We start from the raw sequence: 19,616 nt of genomic DNA on the forward strand, positions 1-19,616 counted from the left end.
GGGAGCCGCTCTACAAACGGGGTCAGTCAATGCTGCCCCAAGGAGCAAACGGCTTCCCCGGAAACCGATCCTGTCCGGCCAAATGCCGGACACCAGTAACGTACAAGGAGCGGCTTCAGCCGCGACCCACGGGCCTCCACCCGTCCACCGGTTCCCCGAAGCCGCCCCTGCAACGCGACCCTGGACGTGTCTCCGCAGGAGCGGCTTCAGCCGCGACCCACGCAGCATCCACCGCTCACACCGGCTCCCGCCCGCCGTCCACCGCCACCACGGTGCCGGTTGTGTAGCCGGCATCGCGCAGCAGCCACAGCGCGGTGTCGGCGATCTCCTCCACCGTGCCGGTGCGGCCGAGCGCGGTGCGCGCCAGGATCCGTGCCTGCAGCGCCGGGTCCGGCGCGTCCTCGGGCCACAGGATCGCGCCGGGCGCGAGCGCGTTCACCCGCACCTCCGGCGCCAGCGCCACCGCCAGCGCCCGGGTCATGGCCTCGAGCGCGCCCTTGCTCACGCAATAGGCCGGAAGGTCGGCGCGCGGCTGGCGCGCGTACACGTCGCTGATGTTCACGATAGCGCCGCGCGCCTCGCGCAGGTGCGGGGCCGCGGCCTGCGCCAGGAAGAACGGCCCGCGCAGGTTGGTGGCCAGCAGCGCGTCCCACTGGTCGGGCGTCACGGTGCCGAACGGGGTGGGGAAGAAGGCCGCGGCATTGTTCACCAGCGCGTCGAGCCGGCCGAACCGGCCCACCGTGCGCGCCACCAGCTCGGGCAGGGCGTCGAAGCGCGCCAGGTCCGCCTCCACCACCAGGCTGCTGCCGGGGCGCGCCTGCTCGAGGTCCGCGGCCAGCGCGTGCGCCGCGTCCGCCGAGTGGCGGCAGTGCACGGCCACCGCGTAGCCGGACGCGTGCAGCCGGCGCACGATCGCGGCGCCGAGGCGGCGCGCGCCGCCGGTGACCAGGGCCACGGGAATCGGTTGCGGCATGGCAGGCTCCGGATTGCCGTTATCCTGTCGCATTGTCGCCGTTGCCGCCGCCCATGTCCGATTCCCCGCTTCCCGACGATGCACTCGCGCACAGCGCGCGCCTGCAGGCGCTGATCCGGGAACAGATCGCCGCCGCCGGCGGCGCGATTCCGTTCTGGCGCTTCATGGAACTGGCGCTGTACGCGCCGGGCCTGGGCTACTACAGCGCCGGCGCCACCAAGTTCGGCGCCGCGGGCGACTTCGTCACCGCGCCCGAGCTGGGCCCGCTGTTCGCCGAATGCGTGGCGTTGGCGCTGGCGCCGTCGCTGCGCGCGCTCGGCCGCCAGGCGCGGTTCCTCGAGGTCGGCGCCGGCAGCGGCCGCTTCGCCGGCGATGTGATCGCGCAGCTGCGGGAACTCGACGCGATGCCGGCGCGCTACGCCATCCTCGAACCCAGCGCCGACCTGCGCGATCGCCAGCAGGCGCACCTGCAGGCCATCCTCCCGGCCGCCGACTTCGCGCGCGTGGAGTGGCTGCAGGGCCCGATGCCGGACGACTGGAACGGGGTACTGTTCGCCAACGAGGTGCTCGACGCCCTGCCCACGCCCCGGTTCGCGATCCAGGGTGGCGAGGTGTTCGAGGAGCACGTCGCGATCGACGGCGATGGCTTCTGCATCGTCGAGCGGCCCGCGGATGCCCTGCTCACCGCCGCGGTGCGCCACGTCGAGAGCCAGCTCGATGGCCCGTTCGCGGACGGCCATCGCGCCGAACTGCTCCCGCAACTGCCGTACTGGCTGCAGGCGGTGGCCGGCGGCCTGCGCTCGGGCGCGCTGCTGTTCGTCGACTACGGCTACCCGCGGCGCGAGTACTACGATCCGCGCCGCCGCGACGGCACCCTGCGCGCCTTCCACCGCCACCGCCTGGTCGAGGACGTGCTCGCGCGCCCGGGGCTGCAGGACATCACCGCCTCGGTCGATTTCACCGCACTGGCCGAAGCCGGCACCGGCGCCGGCTTCGACCTGGCCGGCTACTGCACCCAGGCCAGCTTCCTGATCGGCAACGGCCTGGAGCAGCGGCTGGCCGCGCACGAGGCGCGCGCCCACGACGAGGCGGCGCGCTACGCGCTGCGGCAGCAGGCCAAGATGCTGACCGTGCCCGGCAGCATGGGCGAACGCTTCCAGGTGATGGGCTTCGCCCGCGACGTGCCGCTGGAAGCGTCGTTCCTGCTCGGCGACCTGAGCTACCGCCTGTGACCCGGCGTCCGCCCTGGCGCCCGGGCAGTTCGCTCAAGCCGCTGCGCCACGCCTGGCTGTGGGCGGGCCTGTGGTGCCTGGGCATCGCCGCCGTGGTGGTGCTGTCGCTGATGCCGCCGCCGCCGATGCCCGACTTCGAGCACAGCGACAAGTGGTCGCATTTCCTCGCCTACGGCGCGCTGGCCGCGGGCGCGGTGCAGCTGTTCCGCAACTGGCCGGCGCTGCTGGGCGCCGGCCTCGGCCTGGTGTTGCTCGGCATCGGCCTGGAATACGCCCAGGGCAGCCTCACCGACACCCGCATGGCCGACGGCGACGATGCCCTGGCCAACACGCTTGGCGTGATCGCCGGGCTTGCCACGCGGCTCACGCCGCTGCACGACCTGCTGCTGCGCCTGGACGGCCGCCGCGACGGCTGAGCCGGCGCCCGGGCGGGCGCCGGCCACGGGGCATCAGCGCGGGACCAGCGCCACCCGGTCCAGCACCCACATCGCCGGGCGGGTGTCGCCGGTGGTGGTGAAGCACAGGTCGGTGCTGCCGCCCGCGTCGTCGGGGAACGCGGCCTCCACCTCGACGAAGCCGTCGGCCCCGGTGCGCTCCGGCAGCGGGATGCGGGCCACGGTCGGGCCGTTGCAGCCGCCGGTCTGCACCAGCAGTTCGCCGTGCGGCGTGTCCGCCGGCATGAACTTGCGATGCGGCTCGTCGTGGGCGAGCTGGAAGTAGTACGGCATCCGCCCCAGGCGCACCTTCACCGCGGCGATGCCCTCCAGGTCGGCCTCCGGCCACAGCCAGCACGGATAGAAGATGGTCACGTTGAACAGCGCGCGCTCGCCGTCCACCGGGCCGTCGTCCTCCAGCCGCAGCAGCAGGCGGCCGGTATCGGGGCAGGTGGCCAGCTGCTCGTCGCTGCGCACCAGCAGGCTGGCCGCGTCGTAGACGTGGCGCGTGGCCGGGGCCAGCGGGCGCGGGCCGTCGAACGCGGCCGCGCGCACCTCCAGCGGCAGCGCGGCCTGGATCGGCGATTCATACAGCGGCGAATCGCCGTCGGGATCGCTGCCGTCGGTGGTGTAGCGGATCGGATAGCCGAGCGGGTTCTCCAGCGCCACCTCCACCGTGCCCGCGGCGCGGTCGGCGCTGGCCGTGGCCTGGACCTCGAACGGCGTGCGCGCGTAGGCGATGCCGAATGCCTCGTAGCGGCGCAGCTGCACCGGCAGGCGGGCGAGGAAGCTGTCGAAATCGCGCGCTTCGGCCGGCGACCACGCGGTCTCGGCCAGCGCCGCGATGCGCGGGAAGACTGCATGCTGCACCCGGTCGAAGGTGCGCATGTGCTCGGTCCAGACGTTGGCCTGCACCCCGAGGATGTGCCCGCGCTGGGCGGGGGCGAGCACCGCCGGCACCGGCTCGAACTCGTACACGTCGCGCAGCGTGACCTGCACCGGCCGGCCGGGCGGCTCGTTCGGCGACGAGGTCTGCAGGTAGTCCAGGTACAGCTTGTCGACCGGCGCCATCACCACGTCGTGGCCGGCGCGCGCGGCGGCGATGCCGCCCTCGATGCCGCGCCAGGACATCACGGTCGCGTTCGGCGCGATCCCGCCGTCGAGGATCTCGTCCCAGCCCAGCAGCCTGCGGCCCTTGCCCGACAGGTAGGCCTCGATGCGCTTGATGAACCAGCTCTGCAGCGCGGTCTCGTCGGCGATGCCGAGCTCCTTCATCCGCGCCTGCACCTTCGCCGAGGCCTGCCACTGGTCCTTGACCGCCTCGTCGCCGCCGACATGGACGTAGGGCGCGGGGAACAGCGCCATGATCTCGTCGAGCACGTCCTCGATGAAGGCGAACGTGTCCTCGTCGACGTTGAACAGGTACTGGTGCACGCCCCATTCGTTCGACACCGGCGGGGTGTCGCCGAGCGAGCCGTACTCGGGATACGCCGCGACCACCGCCTGCACGTGGCCGGGCATGTCGAACTCGGGCACCACCATGATGTGGCGTTCGCCGGCGTAGGCGACGATGTCGCGGATCTGGTCCTGGGTGTACCAGCCGCAGTACGGGCGGGTCTGGCCGGTATCGGGGTCGGTGCCGGCCTCGCCGGCCGGGATCCGGCAGCCGCCGACCTCCATCAGCTTCGGGTACTTCGGGATCTCGATCCGCCAGCCCTGGTCGTCGGTCAGGTGCCAGTGCAGTACGTTGAGCTTGTGCCGGGCCATCGCGTCGATCAGCTGCTTGATCTCGTCGACCGACTGGAAGTGCCGTGCCGAGTCGAGCATCAGCCCGCGCCAGGAAAAGCGCGGCGCGTCCTCGATCCGCAGCGCCGGGATCCGCACCGCCTCGCCCTGGGCCGAGGACAGCAGCTGCCACAGCGTGACCGCGCCGTAGAACAGGCCGCGCTCGTCGCTGGCGCGCACCTGCGCGCCCTCGCGGGTGACCTCGAGTTCGTAGCCTTCCGGCGCGTCGGGCGAGGCCGCCGGGTCGATCGCGAACACGATCGCGGCCTGCGCGCCCTCGCCGGCCAGCGCCGGGGTGAAGCCGTGGGTGGCCGCGACCATGCCGGCGAAGTGCCCGGCCACGCGCCGCGCGGCCGCGTCGGCCGCGCCCAGGGCGACGCCGGCGTCGAAGCGGAAGCTGCCCTCGCGCTGCTCCAGGCGCGCGGGCAGCGGCACCAGCATGGGCCTGGAGGCCGCCTCGGCCGGTGCGGCCGCCTCCTGCGCCGGAGGCGGCGGGCTGCGATCGCCGCAGGCCGCCAGCGCGATCGCGGCGCCCAGGACCATCGCGAGATGTCGCACGCGTGAAGACAGCTGGATCATCGGTTCATCCTCGTCTTGCTCCTGATGTGTGCGGGGTCGCCGGCCGGCCGCGGCGGAACCGCCATGGCGCCCGGCCTGACGATAGCGAAAAAAGACGGGCCCGGAACGGCTCCGGGCCCGGAGGGAGGACGGCATCCGTCGGGAGGGTGGCCGTCGGTCAGAACTGCATCCGCAGCGAGGCCATGTAGCGGCGCCCGGTGCGGTACAGGCCGCGCACCAGCTTCTCGGTGTTCGGCACGCCCTCGACCTGGGCGTAGGTGTAGTACTCCGAGTCGAGCAGGTTCATGCCGTCCAGGGTCAGGCTGAGGCGGTCATTGATGCGGAAGCCGATGCTCGCGTCGAGCGACTCGTAGTCGTCGGTGACCAGGAAGTTGCCGCGGTCGACCTGGGTGTAGTACTTCGAACGCCAGGAGTAGGTGACGCGCGCGCTCCAGCGGTCGTTCTCGAAGAACGGGCTGATGTTGTACTGGTCCTTCGAGGTCCACGGCATCGGGTCGCCGTTGCTGGCCTCGGCGTCGGCGTAGGTGTAGTTGGCCAGCAGGCCCAGCCCGCCCCACAGCGCCTGCTGGTAGGCCAGCGAAAAGCCCTTGATGGTCGCCTCGCCGGCGTTGTCCGGGCGCGAGACGGTGAAGTCCATCACCTCGCCGTTGCTGACGTTGAGGTGCTGCTCGGTGCGGGTGGTGTGCAGGATGTAGTTGCCCACCTCCTTGTGGAACACGGTGCCGGCCAGGATCGCGTTGTCGGCGAAGTACCACTCCGCGGAGAAGTCGAGGTTGGTGGAGCGGTACGGGTCGAGGTCCGGGTTGCCGCCGCCGCCGGTGAGCGTCTGCGGGCCCAGCCACAGGTAGGTGGACATGTCGCCGAAGTTGGGCCGCGAGATCACCTTGGCCGCCGAGAAGCGCAGCACCAGGTCGTTGGCCAGGTCATAGACGACGTTGAGGTTGGGCAGGAAGTCTTCGTACTTCTTGCGCACGCTCACCTGCGCGTAGGCGTCGGCGGTGCAGGCCGCGCCGGTGGTGCACTGCCAGCCCATGCTGTCGGACTCGGTGCGCACGAAACGCACGCCGACGTTGCCGCGCAGCCCGTTCCAGCTGTAGTCGGCCTGCACGTAGGCCGCGTCGACGTCCTCGGTGACGGTCCAGGTGTTCTGCACGAACGACGGGTCGGCGAACACGTCGGGCGTGGGCATGGTCTGCCAAGGCGCCAGCCAGTCGCCGCTGAGGATCCAGTCGGCCAGCGCCCAGCCGTCGATGGTGAAGCGGTTGGACAGGTCGCCGGTGTCGCCGAAGCCGCTGAGGTAGTTGGACGGCAAGGGGCGTGGCGAGAACCGGGCCGTGGTGGCATCGCCGTAGCCGGCCACCGCCGCCACCGCCACGCCGGCCATCGTCTGCCCGGTCTCGTGCTCGCGGCGCTTGAGGCCGAAGCGCACCTGGTACACCGGCGAGTCGAGGCGGATGCCGAAGTCGACCTGGCCGTAGGTCTCCTCGTCCCAGGTCGGCTTGGTGACGATGTTGCCGCCCCAGCCGGTGTTCCAGCCGGCCGGGTCGTTCGGGTCCGCGCCCCAGCCGCCGTCGATGCGGAACGCGTCGGGATCGGTGAACGGGCTGCCCGGCAGGTTCGGGCTGGTCGCCGGCGCCGAACCGTAGTTGTAGCCGCCGAAGTCCAGGCGCGGGGTGCCGGTGAGGTCGTAGCTGTAGTCGGCCCAGTTCAGGAACTCGCCGAACACCTGGCGCCCGGTGCCGCCGGTGGCCTTGGTGGTGCCCGCGTGCGCGGAGGCGAACCAGCGCTCGTCGTTCCAGGTCGCCTTGAGGTCGTAGGAGTCGGTGTCGACCGTCGCCTGGCGGTTGATCAGGTCGTAGACGGTCAGCGCGTTGGTGAACGAGGCGCGGGTGATCACCCCGCCCTCGACCTCCAGGTCGCGCAACCGCATCAGGCTGTTCCAGGCGTTGCCGTTGAAGGCGAACATCGAATGGCTGATGTTGTCGTAGTGCGCGGTGACGTCGAGCGCGTTGAACTCGATGTCCAGCTTCTCGTGCGGCCGGAACTGCAGCGCCACCGAGATGGTGTCGCGCTCGCGCTGCTGCTCGAAGTAGTGCGCGCTGATCGAGTTGGGCGCGATCGCGTCCGGGTTCGCCCGCAGCGTGGCCTCGCACGCGCCCGAGCACGGCCCCGGCACCTCCACGCCCGCGCCCCAGTCCATGGTCGGGTCGAACGAGCCGCCGCCGCCCTGGCCTTCGGCGTAATCGCGGCCGGTGACCGTGCCGTAGGACTCGACGCCGTCGCGGCGGATGCCTTCGTCCGCGCGCTGCGCGGCGACGATCACGCCGAAGTTGCCGGCCTCGTTCTTCCAGCCGAACAGGAGCGAGGCCTGCGGGTCGCCGCCCTCGATGCGGTCGTTGTACAGGTAGCCCACGTGGCCGGCGATGGTGGTGCGCTCCAGGTCGAGCGGCTTGCGCGTGTGCACGATCACGGTGCCGCCGATCGAGCCCTCGTCGATGTGCGCCTCGGGCGACTTGTACACCTCCACCCTGCCCACCAGCTGCGGGGCCAGCAGCGAGTAGTTGAAGGTGCGGCCGGGCTGGTCGGTGATGAACCAGTCGGCCGAGGCCACGGTCTGGCCGTTGAGCAGGGTCCGGCTGAGCGCCGGATCGGTGCCGAGGATGCTGATCTTCTCGCCCTGGCCGAAGGCCTTGTCGATGGTCACGCCCGGCAGCGTGGAGATCGCCTCGGCCACGTTGGTCGAGGGGAACTTGCCCACGTCCTCGGCGGTGACCACGTCGATGATCGCGTCGCTGTTGCGCTTGGTGTCCAGCGCCTGCTGCAGGCTGGCGCGGATGCCGGTGACGACCACGCGGTCGAGTTCGGTGGCCTCGTCCGCGGCCGCTTCACCGGCGGCCTCCTGGGCGTGGACCGGCATCGCGATCCCGAGGCACACGGCGATCGCGGTCGAGAGCATGGATTTACGGTGTCTCATCGTGGTTCTCCCCATCACGTGTTTGGCTTGCGGTGCTCGCCGTGTTGCGGCGTCGTGGTGTCCGGGCGGCGGCCTCCGTGCACGCGTCGTCTTCCTGCCGGATCCGGTCGAGGTACCAGCTGGCGGCGCCGATCACGCCCAGCTGCCCGTGCTCGACCAGGGTCACGGGAATCTTCTGCAGCGCCTCGCGCATCGGCCCCTTGTCGAGGAAGCGGGCGACGAAGCTGCTGCGTTCGAGGAAGTCGCGGATCTGCGGCAGGATCCCGCCGGCCAGGTGCACGCCGCCGTGGGCGCCGTAGAGCAGCGCCATGTCGCCGACCGCGCTGCCGAGCAGGCCGCAGAACAGGTCCAGGGTGTCGTGCGCGAGCGGGTCGTCGCCGGCGCGCGCGGCGGCGCTGATCGCGTCGGGCGTGGACCGCGTGGGTGCGACCCCGCGCACCCGCGCCAGCGCCTGGTGCATGCGCAGCAGCCCGGGGCCGGATAGCGCGTGTTCCATCGGCACGTGGCGGCGTTCGCGCAGGAACTCCTGCAGCACCGCGAGCTCCAGCGGCGTGGACACCGTCAGCGCGGCCTGGCCGGCCTCGGTGGCCAGCACTACCGCGCCGCCGCGCGCCGGGATCCGCACCGCCGCGCCCAGGCCGGTGCCCGGGCCCACGACCAGGGTCGGGCCGGGCATCGCCCGGGCCGGGCCGGACAGCCGCAGCAGCGAATGCGCGTCCGCGGCCGCCACCGCGTGCGCCACCGCCTCGAAATCGTTGACCAGGCGCAGGTCGTCGAAGCCCAGCTGCTCGCGGATGCGCGCCGGCACCACCGGCCAGGGGAGGTTCACCGACAGCAGCGAGCCGTCGTCCAGCGCGTGCCCGGCGCAGGCGATCACGCCGCGGTCGATCGCCAACCCCGGCCCGAGCGTGCCCAGGAATGCCTGCAGCACCTCGCCGAGCCCGGCGAAATCGGCGCAGGCGTACTTGCGGTACTGCAGGAAGCCCGACGGGTCGTGCCCGTCCACCAGGCCGACGCGCACGTGCGTCCCGCCCACGTCGGCGGCGATGAACGGCGCGCCGGCGGAAGGGGCGCCGGTGGGGGGCAGGGGGCTGGCGGGTGCTCCCACGTGGACTCCTGTGGTTCGCCACTGGCCGGATGCCAGGGCACGCGCCGAGTGTTGGAACCGGTGACAACGATGTCAAGCAGGCCGATGGCGGCGCCGGGGGCGGGCCAGGAATTCAACCCATGTACAGGACGATCATGGAGAAAATTCATGGATTGTGTCTGCCAGTCTCAGCAAAACCGCCGCCTGGCGCGCCGTGTCCCGTCGGTGTCCACGGCATCCATGCTGCAGGACAACACCCCTGCTGCGCGGGCCTTGGCCGGCGCGGGTGCGCATGAAGTAGCTTTCCGGCGGAAAATATGACAACGTTAGTCGCCGTGTCCGGACAGCGGACAAGAATCCTCGGGAACGGAGATGGGTGAGGAGACCGCCAGCCAGCGCAAACCGACGATCCGGACGGTCGCCCAGCGCGCCGGGGTCTCGCTCAAGACCGTCTCGCGCGTGATCAATAACGAGCCCTCGGTGCTGCCCGCGACCCGCGCCCGAGTGCTGCAGGCCATCGCCGAGCTCGACTACGAGCCCGATCCCTCCGCGCGCAACCTGCGCAGCTCCAGCGCCTACGTGATCGGCCTGGTGTACGACAACCCGAACCCGTACCACATCATCGGCATGCAGAACGGCGTGCTCGCCGCCTGCCGCGAGACCGGCTTCGGCCTGCAGATCCATCCCTGCGACGCGACCTCGCCGCTGCTGGCCGAGGAGCTGGTGGAACTGGTGCAGCGCTCGCGCCTGGCCGGGCTGGTGCTGACCGCGCCGATGTCCGAGCGCATGGACCTGGTCGAGGCGCTGGCGCGGGCCGGGGTGCGCGCCACCCGCATCATCGCCGCGGCCGAAGACCCCGCCGACGGCTATCCCTGCGTCTATGTCGACGACCGCGACGCCGCCTACGAGATCACCGAGCACCTGATCCAGCTCGGCCACCAGCGCATCGGCTTCCTCTGGGGCGGCCAGGAGCACCGCTCCAGCTCCGAGCGCTACCTGGGCTACGAACAGGCGCTCAAGGACTACGGCATCACCCTCGACAAGCACCTGGTGATCCCGGGCGACTACACCTTCGACGACGGCTTCCGCGGCGCGCGCCGCCTGCTCGCGCTGCGCGACCCGCCCACCGCCATCTTCGGCTCCAACGACGAGATCGCGGCCGGCGTGCTGGCCGCGGCCAAGTCGGCCGGCATGAACGTGCCCTACGACCTGTCGATCGCCGGCTTCGAGGACAGCCCGTTCTCGCGCCAGTCCTGGCCGGCGCTCACCACCGCCAAGCAGGCCACCGAGGAGATCGCGCGCCACGCGGCGCGGATGCTCATCGCCAGCCTGCGCCCGGACGCGCCGCCGGTGCCCAACCAGGGCTTCGTGCCGCAGCTGGTGGTGCGCGGATCGACCGCGCCGGTGCGCCCGCGCGCGCCGTCGCCTGCCAATGGTGAACCATGAACCCCATGCATGACCCCGGCCCGCCCGCGACGTGCGCCGGTTCCACGCGCATGTTCCGGGAAGCCGCCGAGGCGCCCGACGTGCTCGCCGCGCAACTCGCCGCCAACCGCGACGTGCTGTCGGCGCTGGCCGCGGAACTGCAGCGCAGCCCGCCGCCGTTCGTCGCCACCTGCGCGCGCGGCAGCTCCGACCATGCCGCCACCTATGCCAAGGCCCTGCTCGAGACCCGCCTGGGCATCGTGACCACGTCGGTCTCGCCCTCGGTGGGGTCGGTGTACAGCGTGCCGCAGCGCATGCGCGGCGCGCTGTTCCTCGCCATTTCCCAGTCGGGCAGGAGCCCGGACCTGCTGCGCAATGCCGAGGCCGCGCGCGAGGCCGGGGCGCGGGTGGTGGCGATGGTCAACGTCGCCGACTCGCCGCTGGCGGCGCTCGCCGACGTGGTGGTGCCGCTGCACGCCGGCCCCGAGCGCAGCGTGGCGGCGACCAAGAGCTACCTGGCCTCGCTCTCGGCGATCCTGCAGCTGGGCGCGCTGTGGAGCGGCGACGCAGCGCTGCTCGACGCGCTCGAGCGGCTGCCCGGGGCGATGCGCCGCGCCTGGGACTGCGACTGGTCCGACGCGGTGGACGGCCTGGTGCCGGCGCGCAACCTGTACGTGATCGGGCGCGGCCTCGGGCTCGCCGCCGCGCAGGAGGCGGCGCTCAAGTTCAAGGAAACCTGCGGCCTGCACGCCGAGGCCTACAGCGCGGCCGAGGTCAAGCACGGGCCGATGGCGCTGGTGGGCGAGGGCTTCCCGGTGCTGGTGCTCGCCCAGCCCGACGCCACGCTCGACGGCACGCGCGCGCTGGTCGCGGAGTTCCGCGCGCGCGGCGCCCGGGTCTGGGCCGCGCTGCCCGGGCCCGAAGGCAACCTGCCCGTGGCCGCGCCGCCGCATCCGGCCTGCGCGCCGCTGCTGCTGGTGCAGTCGTTCTACCGCATGGCCAACGCGCTCGCGATCGCCCGCGGCCACGACCCGGACCAGCCGCCGCACCTCAACAAGGTCACCGAGACGGTCTGATGGCCACCGCGCTGGTCAACGGCCGCGTGCTCGGCGACGCGGGCTTCCTCGAAGGCCACGCGGTGCTGGTCGAGGGCGGCCGCATCGCCACCGTGGCCGCGGCCGGCGATCCGCGCGTGCGCGATGCCGACGCCGTCGACCTCGAGGGCGGCTGGCTGCTGCCCGGCTTCATCGACGCCCAGGTCAACGGCGGCGGCGGGGTGCTGCTCAACAACACGCCCACGGTCGAAGGCGTGCGCGCGATCGCCCGCGCGCACCGGCGCTTCGGCACCACCGGCCTGCTGCCGACGCTGATCAGCGACCGGGTCGGGACCATGCGCGAGGCGATCGCGGCCGTGCGCGAAGCGATCGCACGAGGCGTGCCCGGCGTGCTCGGCATCCACCTCGAAGGGCCGTACCTGGCGCCCGCGCGCAAGGGCACGCATGACGCGTCGGTGTTCCGGGTGCCCGATGCGGACGAGGTCGCGCTCGCCACCTCGCTGGGCAACGGCGTCACCGTGCTCACCCTCGCGCCCGAACGCGTGCCGGCCGACACGATCCGCGATCTCGTCGCCCGCGGCGTCATCGTCTGCGCGGGGCACACCGCGGCGGACTACGCGGCGACTCGCGCGGGCCTCGACGCGGGCGTGCGCGGATTCACCCACCTCTACAACGCCATGACCCCGATCGCGGGGCGCGAGCCGGGCGTGGTCGGCGCCGCGCTCGAGGACCAGGGCAGCTGGTGCGGGATCATCGTCGACGGCGTGCACGTGCACCCGGCCAGCCTGCGCGTGGCGCTGGCGGCCAAGCCGCGCGGCAAGCTGTTCCTGGTCACCGACGCGATGCCGATGGTCGGCGCCGGCAGCCCCTCGTTCGAGCTCTACGGCGAGACCATCACCGCGGTCGATGGCGTGGTCCGCAACGCCGCCGGGGCGCTGGCCGGATCGGCGCTCGACATGGCCACGGCCGTGCGCAACTGCGTACGGCTGCTCGGCCTGCCGCTGGAGGAGGCCGCGCGCATGGCCGCCACCTATCCGGCGCGGTTCCTGCGCATCGACGGCGAACGCGGGCGCATCGCGCCCGGCCTCGCGGCCGACCTGGTGCTGCTCGACGCCGCGCTGCAGGTGCGCGCCACCTGGATCGGCGGCGACATGGAGCGGCACGCGGCGTGAGCGGCGCCCGGCGCTTCGACTCGGTCGACGCGCTGCGCGGGCTCACCGTCGCGGCCATGCTGCTGGTCAACACCCCGGGCGACTGGGGCCATGTCTACGCGCCGTTGCTGCACGCACCCTGGCACGGCTGCACGCCGACCGACCTGGTGTTCCCGTTCTTCCTGTTCGTGGTCGGCGTGTCGATCGCGCTCGGTGTGGCGCCGCGCGCGGAGGCGGGCGCGGCCACGGCCGCGCTGCATCGCGCGATCGCCGTGCGCGGGCTGCGCATCGTCGCGCTCGGCCTGCTGTTGCACCTGGTCGCGTGGTGGGCCTTCGACACCCCGCACTACCGCGTGTGGGGGGTGCTGCAGCGGATCGGCCTGTGCTTCCTGGTCGCCGCGCCGCTGGCGCTGCACCTGAAGCCGCGCACGCAGTGGGCGCTGGTGGCCGCGCTGCTGCTCGGCTGGTGGGTGCTGCTCGCGCCCGCTGGCTACGCGCCGCTGCACAATCTCGCCGACCGCATCGACACCGCGCTGTTCGCGCCGCTGCTGTACCGGTACGACCCGGGGACCGGCCTCGGCCACGATCCGGAGGGGCTGGTGTCCACGCTGCCGGCGATCGCCACGGTGCTGCTCGGCGTGCGCGCCGGCGACTGGCTGCGTCGCGGCCGGCCGCAGCGGCTGCTGGGGATGGGGATCGCGATGCTGGTGCTCGGCGCGCTGTGGTCGCTGGCGATGCCGTTCAACAAGGCGCTGTGGACCTCGTCCTACGCACTGTGGACCGCCGGCTGGGCGGCGCTGGCACTGTGGCTGCTGCACCTGCTCATCGACCGCCGCGGCTGGCCCGCCGTCGGCCGCAGCTTCGGCGTCAACGCGATCACCGCCTATGCCGGTTCGGCGCTGATGGTGTGCCTGCTCGCGGCCAGCGGGCAGTGGGGCGCGGTGTACGGGTGGGCGTTCGCGGGGTGGATGACGCCGCGGTTCGGGCCGTACGTGCCGTCGCTGGCGTTTGCGCTCTGTTTCGTCGCGCTGTGGTGGGGGGTGGTGCGGTGGATGGATGCGCGGGGGTGGCGGGTCAGGATCTGAGGGGGCGTGGATGCGATCTGCGTGCGGGCGGGGGGTGGTCGCGGCTGAAGCCGCTCCTACAGGGGGCGGGGGGTGGCGGGTGCGGGGCTGCGCCGGTGGGTGCGGTGGAAGCGGCTGGCGAGGTCGTCGACGCAGGTGTAGAGCACGGGGATGACGAGCAGGCTGAGCACGGTCGAGGTGGTCAGGCCGCCGATGACGACGATCGCCATCGGGGCGCGGAACGAGGGGTCCGCACCGAAGCCAAGCGCGATCGGCAGCATGCCGGCGCCCATCGCCAGCGTGGTCATCACGATGGGCCGGGCGCGCTTGCGGCAGGCGTCGAGCAGGGCATCGAGCCGCGACAGGCCGTGGTCGCGCCGCGCCACGATCGCGTACTCCACCAGCAGGATCGAGTTCTTGCTGGCGATGCCCATCAGCATCACCATGCCGATCATCGCCGGCAGGCTCAGGTGGTGGCCGGTCGCCACCAGCGCCAGGATCGCGCCGGGGATCGACAGCGCCAGCGCGCCGAGGATGGTCAGCGGCTGCAGCCAGGTGCCGAACAGCAGCACCAGCACCACGTAGATGCAGGCCACGCCGGTGCCCATCGCCAGCAGGAAGCCGCGGCCGCTCTCGTTCGAGGTCTCGGCCTGGCCGATGTCGGCGCGGGCGAGGCCGGGCGGCAGTCGCGCCAGGCTCGGCAGTTGCGCCACGCGCCGCTGCACCGCGCCCAGCGCCTGCCCGTCGAGCTCGATCTCGAAGTTGACGTTGCGCCGCCGGTCGAGGCGGTCGACCTGGGCCGGTCCGCTGGCGATCTCCAGCGTCGCCACCTCGCGCAGCGGCACCGGGCCACGGGCGCCGGGCACGGTGAGCTGGCGCAGCAGGTCGAGGTCGCGCGTGGCCTCTTCGGGCAGGCGCACCACGATCGGCACCTGGCGCTGGTCGAGGTCGAGCCGCGGCAGCAGCTGCTCGTAGTCGCCCTGGGTGGCCACGCGCACGGTCTCGGCAATGGCCTCGGTGCTGACGCCGAGGTCGGCGGCGCGCGCGGGGTCGGGGCGCACGATCACCTCCGGCCGCTGCAGGCTGGACCGGGTCGTGACCTGGCCGATGCCGGGCAGGGTGCGCAGCTCGCGTTCCACCACCGCCGCGTGCCGCGCCAGCAGGTCGGCGTCCTCGCCGGAGAGGGCGAGGGTGTAGGTGTCGCTGCTGCCGACGCGGATGCGCGCGCCGGGCACGTCGCGCAGGCGCGCGCGCAGCTCGCGCTCGACCTGCTGCTGGGTCACCCCGCTGCGTTCGCCGCGCGGCGCCAGGCCGAGCGTGAGCCAGGCCATGCGCGCTTCCGGCACGCCGCCCGGGGAGTCCTCGCCGCCGCTGCCGCCGCCGATCGCGGCGTACACCCGGCGCACGTGCGGATGCCCGGCCACGGCGCGCCGCGCCTGTTCGGTCACCGCGCGGGTGCGCTCGTACGGGCTGCCCGGCGGCAGCTCGATCGTGACCTTCACCTGGCCCACGTCCTCCGGCGGCATGAAGCTGGTCTGCAGCGTGCCGGTCGCCAGCGGCAGGCAGGCGAGCACGACGAACGCCGCCGTCGCGGTCAGCGCCGTGCCGCGATGGGTGAGCGCCCAGCGCGCCGCCGCGAGGCAGGCCGGCATCCATGACGGCTCGCGCGCCACCTGCCTGGGCGCCTTCAGCAGGTACGCCGCCATCATCGGCGTCAGCAGCCGCGCCACCACGAGCGAGAAGAACACCGCGATCGCCGCGGTCCAGCCGAACTGGCGGAAGAATTTCCCGGCCAGGCCGTCCATGAACGCGGTCGGCAGGAACACCGCGACCAGGGCGAACGTGGTCGCGATCACCGCCAGCCCGATCTCGTCGGTCGCCTCGCGCGCCGCCTGCAGCGGCGACTTGCCCTCGGCGAGGTGGCGCATGATGTTCTCGATCTCCACGATCGCATCGTCCACCAGGATCCCGACCACCAGCGACAGCGACAGCAGGGTGATGATGTTGAGCGTGAACCCCATCCACTGCATCAGCACGAAGGTCGGCAGGATCGACAGCGGCAGCGCCACCGCGCTGACCAGGGTGGCGCGCACGTCGCGCAGGAACAGGCCCACCACCAGCACCGCCAGCACCGCGCCCTCGAGCAGCAGCGACAGGCTGCCGCGGTAGTTCTCGCGCACCGGATCGACGGCGTTGAACGCCTCGGCGATCTCCAGCTCCGGGCGCTCGCGCGCCAGCCGGTCCAGCGCCTCGCGCACCCCGTCGGCCACCGCGAGGTCGCCGGCGCCGATCGTCCGCACCACCTCGAAAGCCACCACCGGACGCCCGTCGAGGAACGCGCCGCTGCGGCGCTCGGCGCGGCCGTCGGTGACCGTGGCCACCTGGTCCAGGCGCGCGATCCGCCCGTCGGACAGCGGCAGTTCGAGCGCGCGCAGCGCGTCCGCCGACGGCACCTCGACCCGCGTGCGCACCGTCTGCTCGCCGCCGCCCAGCCGGGCGCGGCCGCCCGGCGCCTCGCGCTGCAATTGCAGCAGGCGGCGCGAGACATCGGCCGCGCTCACCCGCAGCGCCAGCAGCTGGTCGGGATCCAGTTCCACCCGCACCTGGCGGTCCACGCCGCCGATGCGGCGCACCGCGCCCACGCCCGGCACCGCCAGCAGGCGCCGGGTGACCAGGTCGTCCACCAGCCACGACAGCGCCTCCTCGTCGATGCGCTGCGAGGCCACGGTGTAGGTGAGGATCGGCGCGTTCTTGAACTCGATCCTGCGCACCACCGGGTCGCGCAGCGCGGGCGGCAGGTCGCTGCGCACGCGCGCCACCGCGGCGCGGGTGTCGTCGAGCGCCTGCTGCGGATCCTTCTCCAGGCGGAACTCGGCGGCGATGGTGGCCACGCCGTCCTGCACCGTGGTGTGCAGGTGGCGCAGGCCGGTCATGGTCGCCATCGCGTTCTCCAGCCGCCGCGCGACCTCGGTTTCCATCTGCGCCGGCGCGGTGCCGGGCAGGCTGGCGGTGACCACCACCATCGGCAGATCCACGTCGGGGAAGTGCTGCACGGTCGCGCCGCGGAACGCGAACAGGCCGGCCAGCGTGAGCAGGGCGAACAGCAGCGTCGCCGGCACCGGGTTGCGGATCGACCACGCGGAGACGTTGATGGCCATGGCGGTCAGCGCGCGTCCGCGACGGCCGCGTCGCCGACCACGCGCACCGCCACGCCGTCGGCGAGGAAGGCCACGCCCGATTCCACCACCCGCTCGCCGGGGGCGAGCCCGGCGCGGATCTCCACCCGGTCGCCGCGGCGCGCGCCCGGTTCCACCTTGCGCTGGCGGACCGTGTCGCCCTCGACCAGGAACACGTGGCTGCCGCCGTCGCGCATCAGCAGCGCGCTCTCGGGCAGGGTCAGCACCTCGCGCGTGCCCAGCAGCAGTTCGCCGCGCGCGAACTGGCCGGCGCGCACGCCGTCGCCGGCCGGGAGATCGACGTACACCAGCCCGGTGCGGGTTTGCGGGTCGACCTGCGGTGCCACCTGGCGCACGCGCCCTTCGAGATGGCCCGTGCCGCTGGCGATCCGCGCCACCTGGCCCGGCGCGACCCGGGCGAGGTCGGCGGCGGGCACCTCGGCGCGCCATTCCAGCCGGCCCTGGCGCTGCAGGCGCAGCAGTTCGGCGCCTTCCTGCACCAGCGCGCCCTCGACCGCGGCGCGCGCGCTGACCACGCCGTCGTCGGGCGCGAGGATGCGTGCGTAGCCCAGCCGCATCGCGTCGGCCTCCACCTGCGCCCGCGCCGCGGCCAGCCGTGCCCGCGCCGCGTCGCGCGCGGCCACGGCCTGGTCGATCGACTGCCGCGACATCAGCCCCGAGTCGCGCAGTTCGAGCGCGCGCGCCGCCGAGCGCGCGGCGTCGTCGGCCATCACCTGCGCCTCGCGCAGCGCCGCGCGACTGGCGTCGAGCTGGGCCTGCAGCGGCCCCGGGCCCAGCTCGGCCAGCAGCTGGCCCTTGCGCACCGTATCGCCCACGTCCACCAGCAGCCGCGACAGCCGCTGGCCGCCGATCTCCGCGCCCACCACCACTTCCTGCCAGGCGGCGATGCTGCCCACCGCGGGCAGGGTGGACGGCCAGGTCCGCGGTTCGGGCGCCACGGCCCGCACCGCCAGCGTCGGCGGCGGGGGCGCCGCCTCGTCCCCGGACGGATCGCGCAGCGCCAGCAGCAGCACCGCGGCCAGCGCCAGCGCCGTGGACATCACCGCCAGCCAGGCGCGGCGCCCGCCGGGGACGCCGCCGCGGACGGCGCGGCGGAGGCGGGGCGGTCGGGTCCTGCGGTCCATCGTCGGCTCCTGATAGTTCGTATTACGATCAAATACTGATACGCAATACGAACCATGTCAAGATGGCGCCCATGGCCCGCAAGCACCCGTCCACCCGCCAGCCCCCCGACCCCCGCGAAGGGCTGGTCGACACCCTGGTCACCGCCTCGTTCGTGGTGATGGCGGTGATCAGCCGCCTCGGCGCCGCGCACGACCTGTCGCTGTCGATGGTCCGGATGCTCGGCATCCTGCGCGACCGCCGCCCGCGCATGACCGAACTGGCCGACTACCTCGGCCTCGAGAAGCAGACGATGTCCGGCCTGGTCGCGCGCGCCGAGAAGCGCGGCCTGGTGGCGCGCGTGCCGAACGAGGACGACGCCCGCGCCACCGACGTGGTGCTCACCGACGAGGGCGCGCGCCTGCTGCGGCAGCTGCGCGCCGAGGGCCGCGCCGCGCTCGGCCCGCTGGTGGAGAACCTGGACGCGTCCGAACAGCAGCTCGCGCGCGACCTGCTGCAGCGCCTGTTCCGCGGCCGCCGCGACTGAGGCTCAGCGCCGTCGTGGCGCGGACTTGCCCGCCTGTTGCGCCGCCTCGCGCATGATCCAGTCGGCGACGCGCTCCACTTCCGGCCGGGCAGTGCCCGGCGCGCGCACCAGCCAGTAGGCGTAGCCCTGCGTCTCGCCGCGCCGCGGCGGGGCCAGCGCCACCAGGCGGCCGTCGTCGAGCATCGGGCGGATCAGCTCGCGCCGCCCCAGCGCCACGCCCTGTCCGGCCAGCGCGGCCTGGATCACCAGGTCGTACTGGTTGAACTGCAGCGACCCGCGCGGCCGCGCCGACTGCCAGCCGCGGCTCTCCAGCCAGTGGCCCCACTGCAGCCAGGGATAGCGTTCCTCGAACTCGAGCAGGGTGAGCCCGGACAGCGCCCGCGGCGAGCGCAGCGCGTCCACGCCCAGCGACGGGCTCGCCACCGGCACCACCACCTCGTCGAACAGCCGCGGGGAGCCGGGCGGCACGTGGCGCGCGCTGGCATAGCGGATCGCCAGGTCGATGCCGCTGCCGCTCACCGACGAGCAGATCATCGGCATCCTGCGCGAGGCCGAGGTCGGCGCCATGTCGATCAAGGCCCTGTGCAAGAAGCACAACCTGACCGAGCAGACCTTTTTCCGCTGGCGCAACAAGTTCGGTGGCCTGGACGTGCCCGACGCCCGGCGGCTCAAGGACCTCGAGTCCGAGAACGCCCGGCTCAAGCGGCTGGTGGCCGAGCAGATGCTGGTCATCGACGGGATGAAGGAGATCGTCCGAAAAAAATGATGACCCCGTCGGAACGACGCGACACGGTCCAGGTGCTGGTCCGTCGGGGTATCTCGCAGCGAAAGGCCCTTCGTTACCTGGGCCTGAGCCGCCGCATCGCCAGCTACGCCCCGCGCCAAGCCGCCAAGGACCAGGCGGTGGCCGAGCGGCTGCTGGCCGCGTCGCCGAAGGTGCCGCGGTTCGGGTATCGCCGCATGGCGGCCTGGTTGGACCTGGGCGAGGCCCGGGTGCGGCGCCTGTGGCGCC

Annotated in this window: 14 protein-coding genes and 1 pseudogene; 8 read left to right on the top strand and 7 right to left on the bottom strand. The window is 73.0% G+C overall.

Annotated elements, in window-relative coordinates:
- Positions 1–235: 235 nt before the first annotated feature.
- The gene (locus tag FQY79_RS14895; RefSeq protein WP_146313680.1) at positions 236–973 is read right to left on the bottom strand and encodes a pteridine reductase; all 738 of its coding nucleotides are present in this window, start codon (positions 971–973) and stop codon (positions 236–238) included.
- 53 nt (positions 974–1,026) lie between these two features.
- Between FQY79_RS14895 and FQY79_RS14900 the strand changes: the two genes are divergently transcribed.
- A complete protein-coding gene (locus FQY79_RS14900; RefSeq protein WP_146313681.1) occupies positions 1,027–2,205 on the top strand; it encodes a class I SAM-dependent methyltransferase in 1,179 nt (392 codons plus the stop codon).
- Positions 2,202–2,621: a VanZ family protein gene (locus FQY79_RS14905; RefSeq protein WP_146313682.1), complete on the top strand. Its 420-nt coding sequence runs from the start codon at positions 2,202–2,204 to the stop codon at positions 2,619–2,621. Before FQY79_RS14900 ends, FQY79_RS14905 begins: the two co-directional genes overlap by 4 nt.
- A gap of 33 nt (positions 2,622–2,654) precedes the next feature.
- Here FQY79_RS14905 and FQY79_RS14910 read toward each other — a convergent pair whose 3' ends face one another.
- From FQY79_RS14910 to FQY79_RS14920, 3 genes are all read right to left on the bottom strand, one after another.
- Positions 2,655–5,003 (bottom strand): beta-N-acetylhexosaminidase, encoded by a 2,349-nt coding sequence (locus FQY79_RS14910; protein ID WP_146313683.1) that lies wholly within the window; start codon positions 5,001–5,003, stop codon positions 2,655–2,657.
- Positions 5,004–5,160: 157 nt separating this feature from the next.
- Positions 5,161–7,977: a TonB-dependent receptor gene (locus FQY79_RS14915; protein WP_146313684.1), complete on the bottom strand. Its 2,817-nt coding sequence runs from the start codon at positions 7,975–7,977 to the stop codon at positions 5,161–5,163.
- On the bottom strand, positions 7,964–9,085 hold the full coding sequence (locus FQY79_RS14920; RefSeq protein ID WP_246123150.1) for a glucokinase: 1,122 nt from the start codon (positions 9,083–9,085) through the stop codon (positions 7,964–7,966). The genes FQY79_RS14915 and FQY79_RS14920 overlap by 14 nt, the downstream gene beginning before the upstream one ends.
- A 351-nt stretch (positions 9,086–9,436) precedes the next feature.
- On the opposite strand from FQY79_RS14920, the gene FQY79_RS14925 reads away from it, so the two are divergent.
- Genes FQY79_RS14925 through FQY79_RS14940 form a run of 4 tightly spaced genes read left to right on the top strand, consistent with a single transcriptional unit; the run spans position 9,437 to position 13,780 of the window.
- The gene (locus FQY79_RS14925) at positions 9,437–10,510 is read left to right on the top strand and encodes a LacI family DNA-binding transcriptional regulator (RefSeq protein WP_146313685.1); all 1,074 of its coding nucleotides are present in this window, start codon (positions 9,437–9,439) and stop codon (positions 10,508–10,510) included.
- 5 nt (positions 10,511–10,515) lie between these two features.
- Positions 10,516–11,565, top strand: a complete 1,050-nt coding sequence (locus tag FQY79_RS14930) for an SIS domain-containing protein (RefSeq protein ID WP_246123151.1) — start codon at positions 10,516–10,518, stop codon at positions 11,563–11,565.
- Positions 11,565–12,716 carry an N-acetylglucosamine-6-phosphate deacetylase gene (gene nagA, locus FQY79_RS14935; protein ID WP_146313687.1) on the top strand — a complete coding sequence of 384 codons (1,152 nt, stop codon included), beginning with the start codon at positions 11,565–11,567 and terminating at the stop codon, positions 12,714–12,716. Before FQY79_RS14930 ends, nagA begins: the two co-directional genes overlap by 1 nt.
- A complete protein-coding gene (locus FQY79_RS14940; RefSeq protein WP_281289337.1) occupies positions 12,713–13,780 on the top strand; it encodes an acyltransferase family protein in 1,068 nt (355 codons plus the stop codon). The genes nagA and FQY79_RS14940 overlap by 4 nt, the downstream gene beginning before the upstream one ends.
- A 56-nt stretch (positions 13,781–13,836) precedes the next feature.
- Here the strand turns inward: FQY79_RS14940 and FQY79_RS14945 are convergent, their stop codons facing one another.
- Both FQY79_RS14945 and FQY79_RS14950 read right to left on the bottom strand, forming a co-directional pair.
- Positions 13,837–16,917: an efflux RND transporter permease subunit gene (locus FQY79_RS14945; RefSeq protein WP_222434302.1), complete on the bottom strand. Its 3,081-nt coding sequence runs from the start codon at positions 16,915–16,917 to the stop codon at positions 13,837–13,839.
- 5 nt (positions 16,918–16,922) lie between these two features.
- Positions 16,923–18,080, bottom strand: coding sequence for an efflux RND transporter periplasmic adaptor subunit (locus tag FQY79_RS14950; protein WP_146313688.1), 1,158 nt, complete (start codon positions 18,078–18,080; stop codon positions 16,923–16,925).
- A gap of 71 nt (positions 18,081–18,151) precedes the next feature.
- Between FQY79_RS14950 and FQY79_RS14955 the strand changes: the two genes are divergently transcribed.
- Positions 18,152–18,604, top strand: a complete 453-nt coding sequence (locus tag FQY79_RS14955; RefSeq protein ID WP_146313689.1) for a MarR family winged helix-turn-helix transcriptional regulator — start codon at positions 18,152–18,154, stop codon at positions 18,602–18,604.
- Between the two features lie 3 nt (positions 18,605–18,607).
- On the opposite strand, the gene FQY79_RS14960 is transcribed toward FQY79_RS14955, so the two are convergent.
- Positions 18,608–19,138, bottom strand: a complete 531-nt coding sequence (locus FQY79_RS14960) for a LysR substrate-binding domain-containing protein (RefSeq protein WP_246123152.1) — start codon at positions 19,136–19,138, stop codon at positions 18,608–18,610.
- Here FQY79_RS14960 and FQY79_RS15725 point away from each other — a divergent pair.
- A pseudogene (locus FQY79_RS15725) lies at positions 19,107–19,616 on the top strand (transposase); the annotation flags it as partial. The gene FQY79_RS14960 and the pseudogene FQY79_RS15725 sit on opposite strands and share 32 nt — an antisense overlap.

The organism is Luteimonas wenzhouensis (assembly GCF_007859305.1).
Lineage (GTDB): Bacteria > Pseudomonadota > Gammaproteobacteria > Xanthomonadales > Xanthomonadaceae > Luteimonas > Luteimonas wenzhouensis.